The sequence below is a fragment of the Gillisella vitis genome, from assembly GCF_021559775.1.
GTDB lineage: Bacteria > Pseudomonadota > Alphaproteobacteria > Rhizobiales > Rhizobiaceae > Allorhizobium > Allorhizobium ampelinum.
The window spans coordinates 210,405-226,596 of record NZ_CP056050.1; the positions used below are offsets into that span (position 1 = coordinate 210,405).

At 58.1% G+C, this 16,192-nt stretch carries 5 protein-coding genes and 5 pseudogenes; 6 read left to right on the plus strand and 4 right to left on the minus strand.

The window, feature by feature from the left end; all coding sequences use genetic code 11:
* Positions 1-148 precede the first annotated feature (148 nt).
* The 4 genes and pseudogenes from AVCG78_RS25210 (at position 149) to AVCG78_RS25225 (ending at position 6,664) form a co-directional block, all read left to right on the plus strand.
* Positions 149-1,855 (plus strand): ABC transporter substrate-binding protein, encoded by a 1,707-nt coding sequence (locus tag AVCG78_RS25210; protein ID WP_049777466.1) that lies wholly within the window; start codon positions 149-151, stop codon positions 1,853-1,855.
* Between the two features lie 156 nt (positions 1,856-2,011).
* Positions 2,012-3,757: a HAMP domain-containing methyl-accepting chemotaxis protein gene (locus AVCG78_RS25215; RefSeq protein WP_409065504.1), complete on the plus strand. Its 1,746-nt coding sequence runs from the start codon at positions 2,012-2,014 to the stop codon at positions 3,755-3,757.
* A 580-nt stretch (positions 3,758-4,337) separates the two neighbouring features.
* Positions 4,338-5,228: pseudogene (locus tag AVCG78_RS25220) on the plus strand (PAS domain S-box protein); the annotation flags it as partial.
* An 85-nt stretch (positions 5,229-5,313) separates the two neighbouring features.
* Positions 5,314-6,664 (plus strand): annotated as a pseudogene (locus AVCG78_RS25225) (IS3 family transposase).
* Positions 6,665-7,114: 450 nt separating this feature from the next.
* On the opposite strand, the gene AVCG78_RS25230 reads toward AVCG78_RS25225, so the two are convergent.
* From AVCG78_RS25230 to AVCG78_RS27410, 3 genes and pseudogenes are all read right to left on the minus strand, one after another.
* Positions 7,115-9,685, minus strand: coding sequence for an HWE histidine kinase domain-containing protein (locus tag AVCG78_RS25230; protein ID WP_071203745.1), 2,571 nt, complete (start codon positions 9,683-9,685; stop codon positions 7,115-7,117).
* Positions 9,686-9,707: 22 nt separating this feature from the next.
* Entirely contained in the window at positions 9,708-10,568 is an 861-nt protein-coding gene (locus tag AVCG78_RS25235) for an AraC family transcriptional regulator (RefSeq protein ID WP_139191369.1), read from the minus strand.
* A 541-nt stretch (positions 10,569-11,109) separates the two neighbouring features.
* Positions 11,110-11,345, minus strand: a pseudogene (locus tag AVCG78_RS27410) (hypothetical protein); the annotation flags it as partial.
* A gap of 276 nt (positions 11,346-11,621) precedes the next feature.
* Between AVCG78_RS27410 and AVCG78_RS25240 the strand changes: the two are divergent.
* Positions 11,622-13,907 carry a methyl-accepting chemotaxis protein gene (locus tag AVCG78_RS25240; RefSeq protein WP_071203747.1) on the plus strand — a complete coding sequence of 762 codons (2,286 nt, stop codon included), beginning with the start codon at positions 11,622-11,624 and terminating at the stop codon, positions 13,905-13,907.
* Between the two features lie 302 nt (positions 13,908-14,209).
* Here AVCG78_RS25240 and AVCG78_RS25245 read toward each other — a convergent pair.
* A pseudogene (locus AVCG78_RS25245) lies at positions 14,210-15,309 on the minus strand (IS630 family transposase).
* A gap of 65 nt (positions 15,310-15,374) precedes the next feature.
* Here AVCG78_RS25245 and AVCG78_RS25250 point away from each other — a divergent pair.
* Positions 15,375-16,067: pseudogene (locus AVCG78_RS25250) on the plus strand (transposase); the annotation flags it as partial.
* Between the last annotated feature and the right edge of the window lie 125 nt (positions 16,068-16,192).

Genomic DNA, 16,192 nt, shown 5'->3' on the forward strand with positions numbered 1-16,192 from the left:
AGCCTGAAATAAAGAAGGTAATATTATCAGAATGGAACATCGGAAAATCATGCAACAGTCATACAATGACATAAACGATATCAAAAGAAGTGCCTGCCCGGGGAGAGATAAACTTATGGATAGAAATGACCGTAGTTCATTGAGAATAATGTTCTCGTCGGTATGTCTCTTCCTTCTCATGCCCCATCATACATTCGCAGGCATGAAAGAAGCCCGCGAATTCCTCTCATCCGAGATTGGCTCGCTATCGGTTCTATCTCGGGCTGATCAAGAGAACGAGATGAAGTGGTTCATCGAAGCGGCGAGGCCTTATCAAGGAATGGAAATCAACGTCGTTTCCGAGACTCTGACGACGCATAAATACGAGTCGGAAGTCCTCGCTCCGGCATTCACGGCTATCACCGGCATCCGGGTCAACCATGAGCTCACGAGCGAAGGCGACGTCGTGGACAAGCTCCAGACCCAGATGCAGTCCGGTGAAAGTTCCTACGATGCGTACGTAAACGACTCGGATCTGATCGGCACGCACTGGCGCTACCAACAGGCCCGGTCACTTACAAAGTTCATGCGCGACGAGGGCAGGGACGTCACCAATCCGGACCTGGACCTGAACGACTACATCGGCCTCAAGTTCACGTCGGCACCGGACGGCGACCTGTATCAGCTACCCGACCAGCAGTTCGCGAACCTCTACTGGTTCCGGTACGACTGGTTCAACGACCAGAAGAACAAGGCCGACTTCAAGGCGAAATACGGCTACGACCTCGGCGTTCCCGTCAACTGGTCCGCCTATGAGGACATCGCCGAGTTCTTCACCGGCCGCGAGATCGACGGCAAGAAGGTCTATGGCCACATGGACTACGGCAAGAAGGACCCGTCGCTCGGCTGGCGCTTCACCGATGCCTGGCTGTCGATGGCTGGCAATGGCGACAAGGGCCTGCCGAACGGTCTTCCGGTCGACGAGTGGGGCATCAAGGTCAACGAGAAGTCCCAGCCGGTCGGCTCCTGCGTCGCCCGCGGCGGCGACACCAACGGCCCGGCTGCAGTCTATTCCATTCAGAAGTATCTGGACTGGATGAAGGCCTACGCACCTCCAAGGGCAGGCAGCATGAACTTTTCCGAGTCCGGTCCGGTTCCGGCGCAAGGCGAGATTGCGCAGCAGATCTTCATGTACACCGCCTTCACCGCGGATATGGTCAAACCCGGCCTTCCGGTCGTGACAGGCGACGGAACCCCGAAATGGCGCTTCGCTCCTTCGCCGCATGGCGTCTACTGGAAGGACGGGATGAAGCTCGGCTATCAAGACGTCGGCTCGTGGACGCTATTGAAATCCACGCCCGTGGACCGAGCTAAAGCGGCTTGGCTTTACGCCCAATTCGTCACTTCGAAAACTGTCGACGTCAAGAAAAGCCATATGGGCCTGACCTTCATTCGCGAGTCTACGATACACGACACGAGCTTTACGAAAAGGGCCTCCAAACTCGGCGGTCTCGTCGAGTTCTACCGCTCGCCGGCCCGCGTCCAGTGGTCGCCCACCGGCACCAACGTTCCCGACTATCCGAAGCTATCTGAGTTATGGTGGCAGGCTATCGGCGACGCAGCAGCGGGGACGAAAACCCCGCAGGAGGCATTGGATTCGCTATGCGCCAACCAGGAACGTGTCCTCCAGCGCCTTGAGCGTGCCGAAATCCAGGGAGCCATCGGTCCGGTGCTGTCAGAACAGCGCGATCTCCAGTACTGGCACCAGGTCGCCGTAGCGAACGGCCACCTCGCGCCGCAGCCGAAAATCCAGAACGAAAAACAAAGCCCGGTCACCGTTGACTACGACGCGCTCGTCGACAGCTGGCGAAACTAGCGACAGGGCGACGTCAGACATTGAAATGTACCACTTTAAACCCTCCCTCAAAGGTAAATCATCATGCGACGCCCTAGTATCCTAGTCTCAGTAAGCCTCTCTCTTGTTACGATCAGCATCGTCGTCTTGGGCCTGTACGCCTTCATGGTAACGGGCATGGATCGGCTCAACGCGCGCACGGCAGACGTCGCCGACGGTTGGCTCCCGCGCAGCAAACTGTCCGCGCAAGTCAAGATCGCCTTGGACGATCTGCGGATTGTTTACGGCCAGCATGCGGTGGAAGCGAACGTCCAGCGAATGAACGAGCTGGCCAAGATATCTGCAACCCGGGAAGCCGACCTGCGTGATGCGCTGGAGGTCTATGAGAAGCGCATCTCCTCAGACGTTGAGCGCGCGGCGTTTGCGCCGATCCCTCCACTCGTGGACAGTTTCGTTCAGAAAGGCGGCTACATGCTGGAGATGTCCTCCGGCAAGTCTAAAGACCTTGCCGGATACCTTTTCGGCCACGGCATGACGACCTTGGCAAAAGACATCAACGCGTCGCTCGACAAACTGATCGCATTCAGCGAGGAGGGTGCCCACGCTTCGAAGACAGACGGCGTCAAGACGTTCAGATCAGTGCAGTTCGGAAGTCTGCTCGCACTTGGTATCGCGCTGACGATCCTGGCCGGTGTGACCGCATATGTTATCCGCGGCGTCGCGCGGCCAGTGAAACTCATCACGGGCTCAATGTCCCGTCTCGCTGGAGGGAATACTCAGGCAAGCGTGCCTTTCGCCGATCGGTCCGACGAAATCGGCTTGATGGCCGCCGCGGTCGAGGTGTTCCGCAAGGAGGCGATCGAGAAGACGGCGCTGGAAATCCAAGCGGATCGAGACCGCAAACATGCGGAAGCTTCACGCGAAAGGCTTACTCACGAGGCTGAAGCCGCCGCGATGGCGCGGCTTCAGCAAGCGATCTCCGGCATCGCCGATGGTCTCCACGCAATATCGCACGGCAATCTGCAGATGAGGCTGGGCAAGCCGCTGTCGCCGGAATTCGACAAGCTACGGCTCGACCTTAATACGGCAGCCGAGCAGCTTTCGGCCACGCTGAATACGGTGAACTCCGCGGCGCATTCCATTTTGAGCCGTTCGACCGAGATCGCAGACAGCACTGCGGCCCTGTCGAACCGTACCGAAGAGCAGGCCGCGGCGCTTGTCAAGACGACTGCCTCTATCAATCAGATCGCTTCTACCATGGGGCATTCAGTCAAGCGACTCGACGACGCACGCCTGGTCGCCAGAACCGCCAACGAAAGCGCGACGAAATCGGGCTGCATCGTGGCTGAGACCATTCAAGCGATGGAGAAGATCGAACACTCCTCTGGCCAGATTTCGAGCATCACGCAGGTCATCAACGAAATCGCGTTTCAAACGAGCCTTCTGGCACTCAACGCGGGTGTCGAAGCCGCTAGAGCGGGAGAGGCTGGAAAGGGCTTCGCCGTCGTCGCCCAGGAAGTTCGCGCGCTCGCCACGCGATCGGCCGAGGCCGCGAAGGAAATCAACGGACTCATCGAGACGTCGAGCACCCAGGTCAAAGCGGGCGTCGAACTCGTCCACAAGACCGGAGCAACCTTGGGGACGATCGTATCCCATATCTCTTCCATGAACGAAAGCATGGAGGGTATCGCATCTGCGACAGTTGAACAGGCGACGACTCTTTCAGAGGTCACGCATGCGATCAACCAACTGGACAAATTCACGCAGCAAAACACGGCCATGGTCGAGGAAACCTCAGCCGCGAGCTTCGAGCTGGCAGCGGAAGCGAGAATACTGCAAGACCTAATGGCCGCCTTCGAGCTTCCGGATACATCCATGGCCGACAGGCCTTTCCAACAGCCGGCGCGGCAACGCGCAGCCTAATGGCGAACGTCCGGCGAACGGCGATGTTCATCGAGCAGGTTGACGTCTAAGGAAGACTTGCCCTACTGAAAAAATCACCTCCCCTAAGCAGCTAGAAGGGGTGGTGAAATCCAGATGCAGCAGATACGCTGACAGGACAAGCAACCTTCCTGTTCGCCAACGCCGTCGGTACTGTCCCTGCTGGTGCCCGGCACCTAGCTACGACGTCTGTGTCTGCTCGCTGGAACTGCCAGCCACTCGGTCAGAAGGCTCGCGCCGGTCACGTGACAACAATAGGTACGGTGACCGCTTTTGACGCCTCCGCTCGCCGTGTCGCGCGCTAGCATCGTCTTTCGACTCTGGGAAGCAATCTCTGCGATTTACCAGCCCAAAATTGCATCAGACATACCAATCTCAGCCAACAGTACAAACTAGAATTGTTAAAGCGCAAGAATTGTCGTTATTGCTCAAGATTTCTGCGTGTCTAATGGAATATTTACATCGCGTAAATATCTTTACCCAAGAATTCGCATCAGCATTAGCTGCTGCGAGCTTGCGGATGGTCCGGCCGAGCGACGGGGAGCATTTTGGGGTAAATGGGATGTTAGGATTTGGTGGCGCCGACGCAAAGGCAGTCCTTGAGGCCCTCAGCAAGTCTCAGGCCATTATCGAGTTTAAGCTCGATGGTACGATCATCACCGCAAACGAGAATTTCTGTCGGGCGCTTGGATATCAGCTGTCCGAAATCGTGGGCAAGCACCACAAGATCTTCGTCGATCCGACCGAAGTCAACAGCTCCGATTACATCGATTTTTGGGCAAGGCTGGGACGCGGCGAATTTGACCGTCGCCAGTACAAGCGTATCGGCAAAGGCGGCATGGAAGTCTGGATCGAGGCTTCCTACAATCCGGTGTCGAGGGGCGGCAGGCCCTATAAGGTCGTCAAATTCGCGACAGATATCACCGAACAAAAACTTAAAGCCGCCGAAGATAGTAGAAAGCTCGACGCGATCTCCAGGGCTCAGGCCGTCATCGAGTTCACGCCCGGCGGGGACATCCTGACGGCAAACGAGAACTTCCTTCAGACCCTTGGCTATCAACTCTCTGAGGTTCAGGGCAAGCATCATTCCATGTTCTGCGAGCCGGGCTACACGAGGAGCGAGGATTACCGCCGCTTCTGGGCAAGGCTCGCCGGCGGCGAATTCGTTGCAGATGAGTTCATGCGTCTCGGCAAGGGGGGCAAGCGCGTCCACATCCAGGCGTCCTACAACCCGATCTTCGACATGAATGGCAAAGTGTTCAAGGTGGTCAAGTTTGCGACCGACGTGTCTGAGCGTGTCAACAGCGTCGAGCAACTGGCCAGCGCACTCCAGGCTATGGCTGGCGGTGACCTGACGCAGGAACTCCGCTCACCCTTCATGCCCGCCTTGGAAAGACTGCGCAGCGACTTCAACGAAACGTCTTCGAAGCTCCGCACGACGCTGCAAACTGTCCGACATCAGCGCCCATGAGACAGAACTGGCTTAATTGAGAAGAGAGGATTTTCGGCTCATCGTAGCTCATTCAAAGGAAGCGAAGATGAGACAAAAATCCGGGCCGCAGACATCGACGACCGAGAAGACGATCAAGGACATCCGCCGCGCCACGCGCAAGCACCATTCGTCGGAAGAGAAAATTCGCATCGTGCTGGAAGGCCTTCGTGGCGAGGACAGCATTGCCGCAATCTGCCGACGTGAAGGGATTGCCGAGAGCCTGTATTATAGCTGGTCCAAGGAATTCCTCGAAGCTGGCAAGAAGCGGCTTGCGGGCGACACCGCCCGTTCGGCAACCACTGACGAGGTGAAAGCACTGCGCCGTGAAAGCCGCGACCTGAAGGAGGCTCTGGCCGACCTCACCCTGGAAAACCGCCTGCTTAAAAAAAGCATGATCGGGGATGGGGGCGGCGACGAATGAGATATCCCGCCACCGAGAAGCTTGAGATTATCCGGCTCGTGGAAGAATCCCACCTGCCTGCCAAGCAGACCCTCGACAAGCTCGGCATTCCTCGGCCGACCTTCTACCGCTGGTATGATCGTTTCCTGACCTACGGCGTCGAGGGGCTGGAAGACCGGACATCCGCCCCGTCACGGGTATGGAACCGTCTTCCCGACGATGTCAGGGACCGTATCATCGAAATGGCGCTGGATCATGCCGAGTTGTCGCCGCGCGAACTGGCCGTGAAGTTCACCGACACGGAAAGCTATTTCGTATCAGAGGCTTCGGTCTACCGCCTGCTCAAGGCCCACGATCTGATAACGTCGCCCACCTATATCGTCATCAAGGCCAACGACGAGTTCAAGGACAAGACCACGCGCCCGAACGAGATGTGGCAAACTGACTTCACCTATCTGAAGGTCATGGTTGGGGATGGTTCTACCTGTCGACCATCCTCGACGACTTCTCGCGCTACATCATCGCCTGGAAGCTGTGCACCAGCATGAAAGTCGAGGATGTTACCGACACGCTCGACTTGGCGCTTGCGGCATCAGGATGCGACAAGGTCAAGGTCGAACACCGGCCGCGCCTGCTGTCCGACAACGGCCCGTGTTACGTTGCTTCCGATCTCGGTGAATGGCTGGAGAAATACAAGATCGGGCAGGTCCACGGCGCTCCCGGCCATCCGCAAACGCAGGGCAAGATCGAACGCTGGCACCAGACGCTGAAGAACCGCATCCTGCTCGAAAACTACTTCTTCCAGGAGGACCTCGAAGCTCAGATCGCGGCTTTTGTCGAGCACTACAACCATCGGCGCTATCACGAAAGCCTCGACAATCTTACCCCAGCCGACGTCTACTCCGGGCGCGGCCAGACCATACTGCTCGAACGCGAAAAGATCAAAAGAGACACCATCAGACAACGCCGCTTGAACCACCAAAAGAAAGCAGCTTAAATCAACGCGCAAACCGAGCCGGAAACTCCATTCTTCCAAAGCCGAGGAAGTCTCAAATCATTCGACGACGGACACCCGCTGCGTAATCATTGGAGGCTTGTTCGGAGGTGAGGCTGAAACACATGGATCCTCGCATGAGCCAAAAACCCTATCTGACCATTTCTGGTTACAATCCGGCCGCCTTGGTGAGATTGGCGCTGAAGCCATGGCGTTCCGCCACCTCTTTTACAACTACGCTCGGCCGCAGACCCTCTCACACGATACGAGCTTTGAACGAATCCGGCCATTTGCGATGCGCCGAGTGTCAAGCCGACCATCAACAAGCCGGGTCGCAAGATCTACCGGCACGATCGTTCCGCACTGGCGGCGCCAGATCGTTCGAGGGAACGGAGTGGTTCCCTTGGGCTGCGGCAGGCCAGTTAGCACCAGTGATGCGACAATCCGCCGAATTCATGCGACGGGTTTAGTGAGCACCTGTTGCACGGCGCGAGCAAGGTGATCGCGCTCGTAAGGTTTTTGGATAATGACCTCGCTCCCCTTACGCCCTGCGATCGCCAACTCATCGCCATAGCCCGTCGCGAAAATGAAAGGCGTGCCGGCTTCCCCAAGCTTCGTCGCGAGATCGAAACTCGTTCCGCGACCGACGTTGATGTCCAGCATCGCGAACTGAAAGCTATGTTTTGCGAGTAGCTGCTCAGCTTCGGTAATCGTCGAGGCGAGGGCCACGTGAACGGCGCCCAGTTCGTGCAGCATGTCCTCTGCCTCTAGCGCAATTAGCATATTGTCCTCGACCAGCAGGACATGCGTTCCTTGAAGGAGTCGGGCAGGAGTAACGTCGGTCTTCTTGGTGGCGTCAGTGTTGAATGTGGTCGGAGCGGGTGTCTCGTCCTCGTCCGCGATGAAGACATAATGATGCGGGATGAAGAAATCGGCTTCAAGTCCTGCCAACAGGAAGCGGAGCTCCGCTGTGCCCTGTAGATCGAACGGGATTGTTCGTTCGACAATGACAGATCCGAAGCCGCGACGTGTCGGGGCAACCACGGCCGGGCCGCCGATTTCCTTCCACTTGATATAGACGCCTTCGCCATCGACTGCTTCGACGGTCACCTCTACACGACCTGCGGCGGAAAGCGCTCCATGCTTGCAACTGTTGGTGACGAGTTCGTGCACGACCAGTGCTACGGTGGAGATCGCCTGCGCCTGGAGCAGAACATTAGGGCCCTTCAAGCTGAGGCGGCCCCTCGCATTGTCATGTGCAGCAATTTCATCCTCGAACAGCCCGGCCAGCGGAGCAGGGCCCCAGCTCTGACGCGTAATCCTGTCATGCGCTCTCGCCAGCGCCTGTACCCGGCCACTGAGCGAGTCGACATAGCTGGTGACATCGACGGCAGCTTGGCTCGTCTTTGTCACCAGGCTGCGGATCAGAGCGAGGATGTTGCGAACGCGGTGATTGAGCTCTGCGATGAGCACCTCCTGACGTTCGGATGCACGCCTTCGCTCGTCGCTGGCACCGTCCGAATAGCGCAAGATGACTTCGATCAGTGCCTGTCTGATCGCTTCACCGATGCGCTGGTCGCGGTCGCAAAAGCGGGGAGCCCTGCCACGGACCAGTCGGGCGAATGCCGCAAAGCTCTTGCGGGGAGACATACGCTCACCATCGGTGCTGGCTTCCAAGAGCTTTGCGGGATCGCCGCCCCACCTGATCTCGCTGATGCGCTCTCGGCGAAACAACAAAATATAGTCGCGTGGGACACGTGAGATAGGGATCGACATCATGCCGGCGGCGCGATCAGCCGTTGCGCTGCACGGCGCATGCACGGAAGCCAGGTCGTCGGTCGTGAAGACCCGGCTCGGCGATGCTGCGTTCAGATGATGCGCGAGCGCGATGACATTCTCTTCAGACGGCGTGGAGCCGTGAAGATGGGCTTTACCGCTACGATAAATGGCGACACCATCGCAATCCACCATGTCGCGCGTCATGTCCTGCAGCCATTGCGCGTTTTCCATCAAAGTCTCGTCGCCGGCGATCATGGTGATGACGCGATCAGCTAAAGCCCGTGCGCGTTGCTCATGCTCTTCACTTCCGCGCCGCAGGCGGCTCTCGAGCATCATCGAATACATCGCGCCGAACAGCTCGGAAGCGGTCCGCATGATAAAGCTTGGCAGGCGCGGCCCATTCGCGTGGCATGCGATAAGACCCCAAAGCTTTTCCTCGACGACGATCGAGATCGATAGCGAGGCACCGATCCCCATGTTGCGCAGATATTCGATGTGTACTGGCGACACGGCGCGGGTGATCGACATCGATAAGTCGAGCGGTGGCGTTACAGCATCAGCGGGAGGTAGGAGCGGTACCGTTGGCGCCGTGACGTCCGCTATAATGCGGAATGGGTTGCGCAGGTAAAGTTCGCGAGCCTGACGCGGGATGTCAGATGCGGGATAATGGAGACCGAGAAAGCTTCCCATTCCAGCGCGTGCCGATTCCGCGATGACTTCGCCATGGCCCTCGGTGTCGAACTGATAGATCATGACGCGATCAAAGCCTGTGATCGCCAGCACCTGTCGAGCCGTATCATGGTGAAACTTAGCGATCGTTGGTGATTTAAGGAGACGTGCAGCCATCGCACGAACCATCGAGGCCGCCTCCACCCGTTCGGCCTTCTGTGTCCGTTCGCCTTCGATGATCAGCAGGTCGCCCTGGAAGTGGATCGAGAGATCGACGTTGGGCAATCCCTGCACCAGCTTCAAGTCGAAAATCCGCTCACCTGTCGTTGACGCCAGGATCGCCATCCGGTTGCGAATGTCGTGGAGCGCGATCTCACTGATCCATCGGTCGAAGCGAGTGCCGAGCAGTTCCTGGGGTTTAACTTTAAAGAACTTCTCGCAATTTTCGGATGCGCGAACAATCGTCCAGTCGTTCGACATTGCGATGAGGAACGCAAAGTTCTGGATCTCATCGAGTCGCGTGATCGGTTCCCGGTCGCAGACAGTCAGGTTCGCATCGGTGTAGTCATTGCCCATTGGTTGGCCCCCGCCATCTATTTTAACGTCGCAGACGATATTTCAGCGGAGAGGTACCCATTACCTCATGAAACGCCCTTCGAAACTGTGGTGTGCCCTTGTACCCGACTGCCCCCGCAATCGCGTCGATAGGGAGTTCAACCTGTTCCAGTAGTTTGACAGCTCGCGAGATGCGCCGCCTTTGGACGAACGCATGGGGATTTTCCCCGGTTGTCGCCTTGAAGGCACGAGAGAAATGAAAACGGCTAAGCCCGGCGACGGCGGCCAGCTCAGCCAATCCTATGGTTTCGTGAAGATGCCCCTCCACAAAATCCGTCACCGAGGCGATCTGTCGGTCGGACAGGCGCCCCTGCCTATCGGCCATGACGCCAAAGACTTCGAGCGACGCCACCAGGCACACGCTCTCGGCATGAAGTTCATCGACTTGAGGCGCCCTTACGAGCGCTGCGAGTTTTTTGAGCGTCGCGCGCAGTTGCGGATCGCGCGAATAGGCGAACGGCGGTAGATCGCGTCTGGCATATCGGCTCCCGAGATCTTGGTGGATCACCTCAGGATCGAAATACATCGCCACAAAACTGTTGACCCGTGGTTTAGGCTTACTCCAGCCTTCAATGCCGCAGCCCTTGGGCACGAACGTGATCGTGTCACGTAAATCCCGCACATGAAGCCTCGGCAGGCTGTCTACGCGAAGCTCGCCGTCCGTAAGGGCGATGTCGTGCAGTGCCAGATAATGGCTATCACCACGGCTTCTAAATTCGTACGGTTCCGCGCTGCCCAGCTCCACATACTCGACTGAAAATCCATGGGAATGGTGCGCCCGTCGTGAGACGGGTGCCAAGTCCGGTTCCGCAAAATCAATTTTGAGCGCGCGAGGAGAGGTCATGAGCCTGTTTAGCACGATATTTGCTAATGAAAAACAATTTTTGCGCGAAAGTTTTGCGATTATAACTAAGCTTTCTTGGGAAAACACCTACGTCGGTGACGAGGTTGAACCGCCTATTGTTGAACGGACGCTGCAACGGTCCAGGTATCTGTCTGCTGACCCGTCATACAAATTTCCTTCAGCGACTTCCTGCAGCGGTGATCCTCCACCCGCCTCGGCAGTGACTTCTGAACAGGGGCGCTATGGGCTGCTTTCTGCGTGGGAAGTCCCTACAGCTGACTGTCCGCTCCCGGCCCCATTTACGACATTCCGCCAAGACATTCATATTCTGTGTGAAGTTGCGTTCAGCACAGAAAAGTCCCTTGACGCTCAACCATACTGTTGCCTACCCGCACTTATATTACTATCAGTCACTTAAGGTTTTTGAGCTTCATAGATAAGAGCGGGTCCGAGGTTCAACCCGCTCAAGGCAAAGACGGCTGCTGCGGAGATCGTTTCCGCATCTACATGGACAATGTGGATCAGCTCTTTATCTGACGGGCTATGTAGCTTCCCAAACCTGATCCAGGATTTTTGCCGCAAGTGCCGCCTTCTCCTGCTGACGGCGTCCGGTGTGTCCTAGAAGGCATGGCTGGCGTGCTCCCGTGACCCGGTCTGCTTGAGGATATGCGTTGCCAGAATATCCCGAAAGTTGTGCGGCCCTTGTGGCAGCAAACTCTTGATGGCTCCGCGCCCCGTACTGGGGTTGTCGACGCCATAGCGTTGGATCACAGGTCGGAGCAATAGATGGAGGGGGACGCTGCCGCGAAGGGCAGGGGTGTCTAAAAGGGCACAAGCCAAAGTTCGATGCAGCCGAAATTCGCCGCTTGCGAGACGAAGGAGCCGGACCGACTAGAACCGCCAGCAGCTCGGGATCCGCGCGAGCGCTGCGCCTCCATGTGGTCGGTAAACGTGAATCGCCAAACCGTCAGCAAAATCAGCCCATTTATTCAAAATTGACGAATGTAAAATATAGTTCCGGCCAAACGACTTATTTATGCTTTGGAGAAAGTAATGAGCGATCACACAGTTAGGCGGCCATTATGGATTCAGATTACTGGTTACGGGTTTGCCGCGGTTATGTTTGCCAGTGCTGCAATCGGCGGCCTTGCCTGGCACGCGCAATCGACGATGAACGACACTGCGGTAAAAAGCAAAACCGCAAGCGACCTCGCCGTCATCCAGGCCGAAATGGCCGCCATTTCGAGATCGGCAGCAGCGCTTGCCTCCTCCGTCGCCAATGATCCCGGTACGGTACAAATGATCGCAAACGGCGACCGCGAGGGTCTGCTGACCAAATACCAGCCCGGCATGGCGGCGGTTGCCAAGGAAGGCGCTTTGCAAACCTTCACTTTCCTTGACGTGACCGGAACGGTCGTGGCCCGGTCGCATTCGCCTGCGAAATTCGGCGACATGATTATCGGCAGACGGCAGACGGTGGCTTCGGCGATAAACACCGGTAAACTCTCCGCTGGCATCGAACAAGGTCGCACGGCCATCAATACCAGCGCTACAGCGCCCGTGATCCGGGACGGCAAGGTCATCGGTGCGATCGACGTGGGCACAGAACTCAGCAACGCCTTCTTCGGCCCAATTGCCGACCGCCTCGGCGCGGAAATTGCCGTGGACGTGCTGGTAGAAGGCAAGGTGCAAACCCAGGCTTCGACGCAGGGGGACAAGAGCATTCTTGCGGAAGAGCAGATCAGGGCGGCCCTCGATGGCAAGCCGGTGACGGCGGGCGTTACACTCGACGGCCGCGACATGATCATCAACGCTATTCCCTTCAACAATTTTGGCGGCGCCAAGCTCGGCGTCATTGAACTTGCCACCGATGCAACGACGATTCTTGCCGATGGTCGTCAGTCGACGCTGAACTCGATTGGCGCTTCCGTTCTGGTGTCGCTGCTCTCGCTGTTCGGTTTCCTATTCTTCGCCCGTGCGCTGGGTGGAGCGATTTCCCGGCTGACCGGGACGATGACACGGCTCGCCACGGGCGATCTGTCGGCCAGTGTCGAAGGCGGTCGTCGCCCCGACGAAATTGGCGCAATGGCCCGCGCGGTCGACGTGTTCAAGGAAAACAGCTTAAAGGCGCGCGAGCTGGAGCGGCAGGCGGAAGAAAACCGCAGCCTCAGCGAGGAACAGCGTCAGCGCAGCGCCGAACAAGAGCGCAGCCGTTCGCAGGCCATGGCGGAAGCGACCAGCGGCCTTGCTACCGGCCTGAAGCATCTGTCCGAGGGCGACCTGACATACCAGCTCGACCGTGCATTCGTGGCCGACTTCGAACCGCTGCGCGCCGACTTCAATGCCGCCGTCAGCCAGTTGCGCGGCACGCTCATTTCGTTTGCGCAGGCCACCAGCTCGATCGACAGCGGCTCGCGTGAAGTCAGTCAGAGTGCCGACGATCTGGCCAAGCGGACAGAACAGCAGGCCGCCTCACTGGAGGAGACAGCCGCCGCCCTCGACCAGATCACTGTCAATGTCGCGAGCTCCTCCAAGCGAACCGAAGATGCCCGTACCGTCGCCATCCAGGCCAATGAAAGCGCCCGCCATTCTGGTGCTGTCGTTGCCAATGCCGTCGACGCGATGGGCCGCATTGAGCAGTCGTCGGGCCAGATCTCGAACATCATCGGCGTTATCGACGACATCGCCTTTCAGACCAATCTTCTGGCGCTGAACGCCGGCGTCGAGGCAGCCCGGGCCGGCGAAGCAGGCAAGGGTTTTGCTGTCGTCGCCCAAGAGGTGCGCGAACTTGCCCAGCGTTCCGCCAAAGCCGCCAAGGAGATCAAGGACCTGATCGGCAAGTCATCGGTGGAAGTCGGGACCGGAGTCAAGCTGGTTAGCGAAACCGGCGACGCGCTGCGCAAGATCGAGACCTATATCGTCACCATCAACCAGCACATGGATGCGATCGCCACATCCTCGCGCGAGCAGTCGGTCGGCCTGGCGGAGGTCAACACGGCCGTCAACCAGATGGACCAGGTGACGCAGCAGAATGCCGCGATGGTGGAAGAAGCCAATGCGGCCGGCGCTACGCTTGCCAACGAAGCCGGCCGCCTGCGCGAACTGATCAGCCAGTTCCAGCTCGGCCATGAACACGCGGTTTCGCGGCAGGACCCCGCGCCGCGCCGGGCAGCCCCGGTTACGGCAGTTTCCGGTCGCCCGTGGGCGTCGGCTTCAGCACGCTCGGTGCCGGCAGACTCGCCGGCACGCGGCATGGTCAGCAAGATCGCAAAGGCATTTGGCGGCGGGCAAAGCCGTGTTGCAGCAGCGCCATCGACGGACAGCTGGGAAGAGTTCTGATCGCTCCGACGATCCGGCTTTGACTTCCAGAAGCGGGGATGCTCAGGCATCTCCGCATTTTTGATACGCCGTCATGCCTCGAAGAAATGCAGTCTTTTGATCGGAACTCTTCCAAGACTGAGCCACAGTGCCGCTGATCTACCACTGAAGGCAGTGGTTTTCGTGCGGCCAAGCGCCCGTGCTGGCGATGCGGTGGGCGGCTCGTGTTTAAAACGGCGTCAACGGAGGGACTACGTCTGGAACGCTGTCCCTGGCCGACTTTATACTGCGAAAGCAGTTCGTTTAAAGACGCCACTCCTTTGCTAGTCACCCGAATCTGAAGTTCGGCTCATTGTTTTTTGGCAGAATCGCTTGACGGAGGCGAGGATTTGGCCGGCGGATTTCACCCATCTGTATGGCTTGGGATTCTCGTTGTGCGTTGCGATAAACGCGTCGATGTCGGCTTCCAGTTCGGCGGTGGAACGATGACACCGCGTTGCAATTACTTGCGCATCAGCTCTGCAAACCACCGCTCGACTTGATTGATCCAGGAGGCTGACGTTGGCGTGAAGTGAACATGCCAATGCGGGCGGCGTGCGAGCCAGGCCTTGATCCTCGGCGTCTTGTGGGTCGCATAGTTGTCCATCACCAAATGCACGTCCGGCCCCTTGGGCATCTCGGCGTCAATCCGCTTCAAGAAGTCGAGAAATTCGGTCGCCCTGTGACGTTTGTAGCACTGGCCGATTACCGCGCCAGTCGCAACGTCGAGCGCGGCGAACAGGGATGTCGTGCCGTTGCGGACATAGGTATGGGTGCGCCGCTGCTCGGCGATGCCCGGCGCCATGGGCAGAACCGGCTGCTCGCGATCCAGTGCCTGGATTTGCGATTTCTCATCCACGCATAGCACGACTGCCCGATCAGGTGGCGACATGTAAAGGCCGACTATGTCTTGCACCTTATCAACGAACAGGGGATCGGAAGACAGCTTGAATGTCTCCGAACGATGCGGCTGCAAACCAAACGCGGTCCATATCCGACGGATGGTGGTGTGCGACAGCCCGCGGTCGGCTGCCATCAAACGGATAGACCAGTGCGTGGCATCCTTCGGGGTGGTGTTCAATGTCCGTTCGACGACCTCAGCTACCTGGGCGTCAGAGACGGTTCGTGGCCGACCTGCGCGATATTCGTCGGTCAGCCCGTCAATGCCACCCTGCACGAACCTGCGGCGCCACTTGCCAACCGTGTGCTCGTGGACGCCAAGGCGTTCGGCAACATCTTTGCTCCGCAAGCCCTGCGCGCACAGCAAAACTATCCGGCATCGATCCGACAGCGAGCGCGGCGCCTTGTGCCGCCGCACCTGAGACTCAAGAAAATTTCTATCCTCGTCGCTCAGAGCGACAAAGCCCGCTTGCCTGCCGACCATCAATCAAACTCCCGCTGTTACAACAGAAGCAAAATAAAATGATGCCTACTTTAGTTCCACGTTACTCTGTTATTCGTGGACTCGTCGCCGAAGGCGTGTCCATCAAGGAGATCGCGCGCAGAACCGGGCACAGCCGAAAGCTGGTCCGCAGTGTCGTCCGTGGTCAGCGGACCGACATCTTTCGGGTGCGGCAAACCTCTCTCGAACCGCAGTTGCCTTGGCTGGAAGCGCAATGGGACGCCGGATTGCGAAACGGCGCTGAACTGTGGCGGCAGCTTCGGCTGGTTGGTTTCGGTGGAGGTCTCCGCGTTGTTACAGAATGGGCAACACGACGAAGGCGAGCCGAAAAAGCCGAAAACGGGCTCGGCCACGCGCCCGCAGCACGCACCGTCGTCCGCCTGATGACCCTTGAACGCAACAATTTGACCAAGGCTCAGACGATGACGGTCGCTGCGATCGAGGAGCGACTACCAGACCTTGTCGAGGCCAGAGATGTCGTGGAGAGCTTCCACGAAATGCTGCGGCGCAAGTCTAAAGATGATCTGGACACGTGGATCGACCGCGCCGCAACAAGCTTGGTCGCGTCATTTGCCAACGGCGTTATCCGCGACAGAGCAGCGGTTCAGAATGCAATCACTTCAATTTGGTTGAACGGCCAGACAGAGGGCCAAATCAACAAGCTAAAACTCATCAAGCGCCAGATGTACGGGCGCGGGAAACTCGATTTGCTTGAGGCACGTATCGTCGGAGCAACGTGATGTCATCGAGATAGCGTCAGACCCCCGTTACTAAGCCGATTGACATACTGCGCGAAGACCAGCGACTGGACCGAAACGCGATACGACATGGTCGACGCCTTGAAGGGCGGTCTTACGTCGAGAGA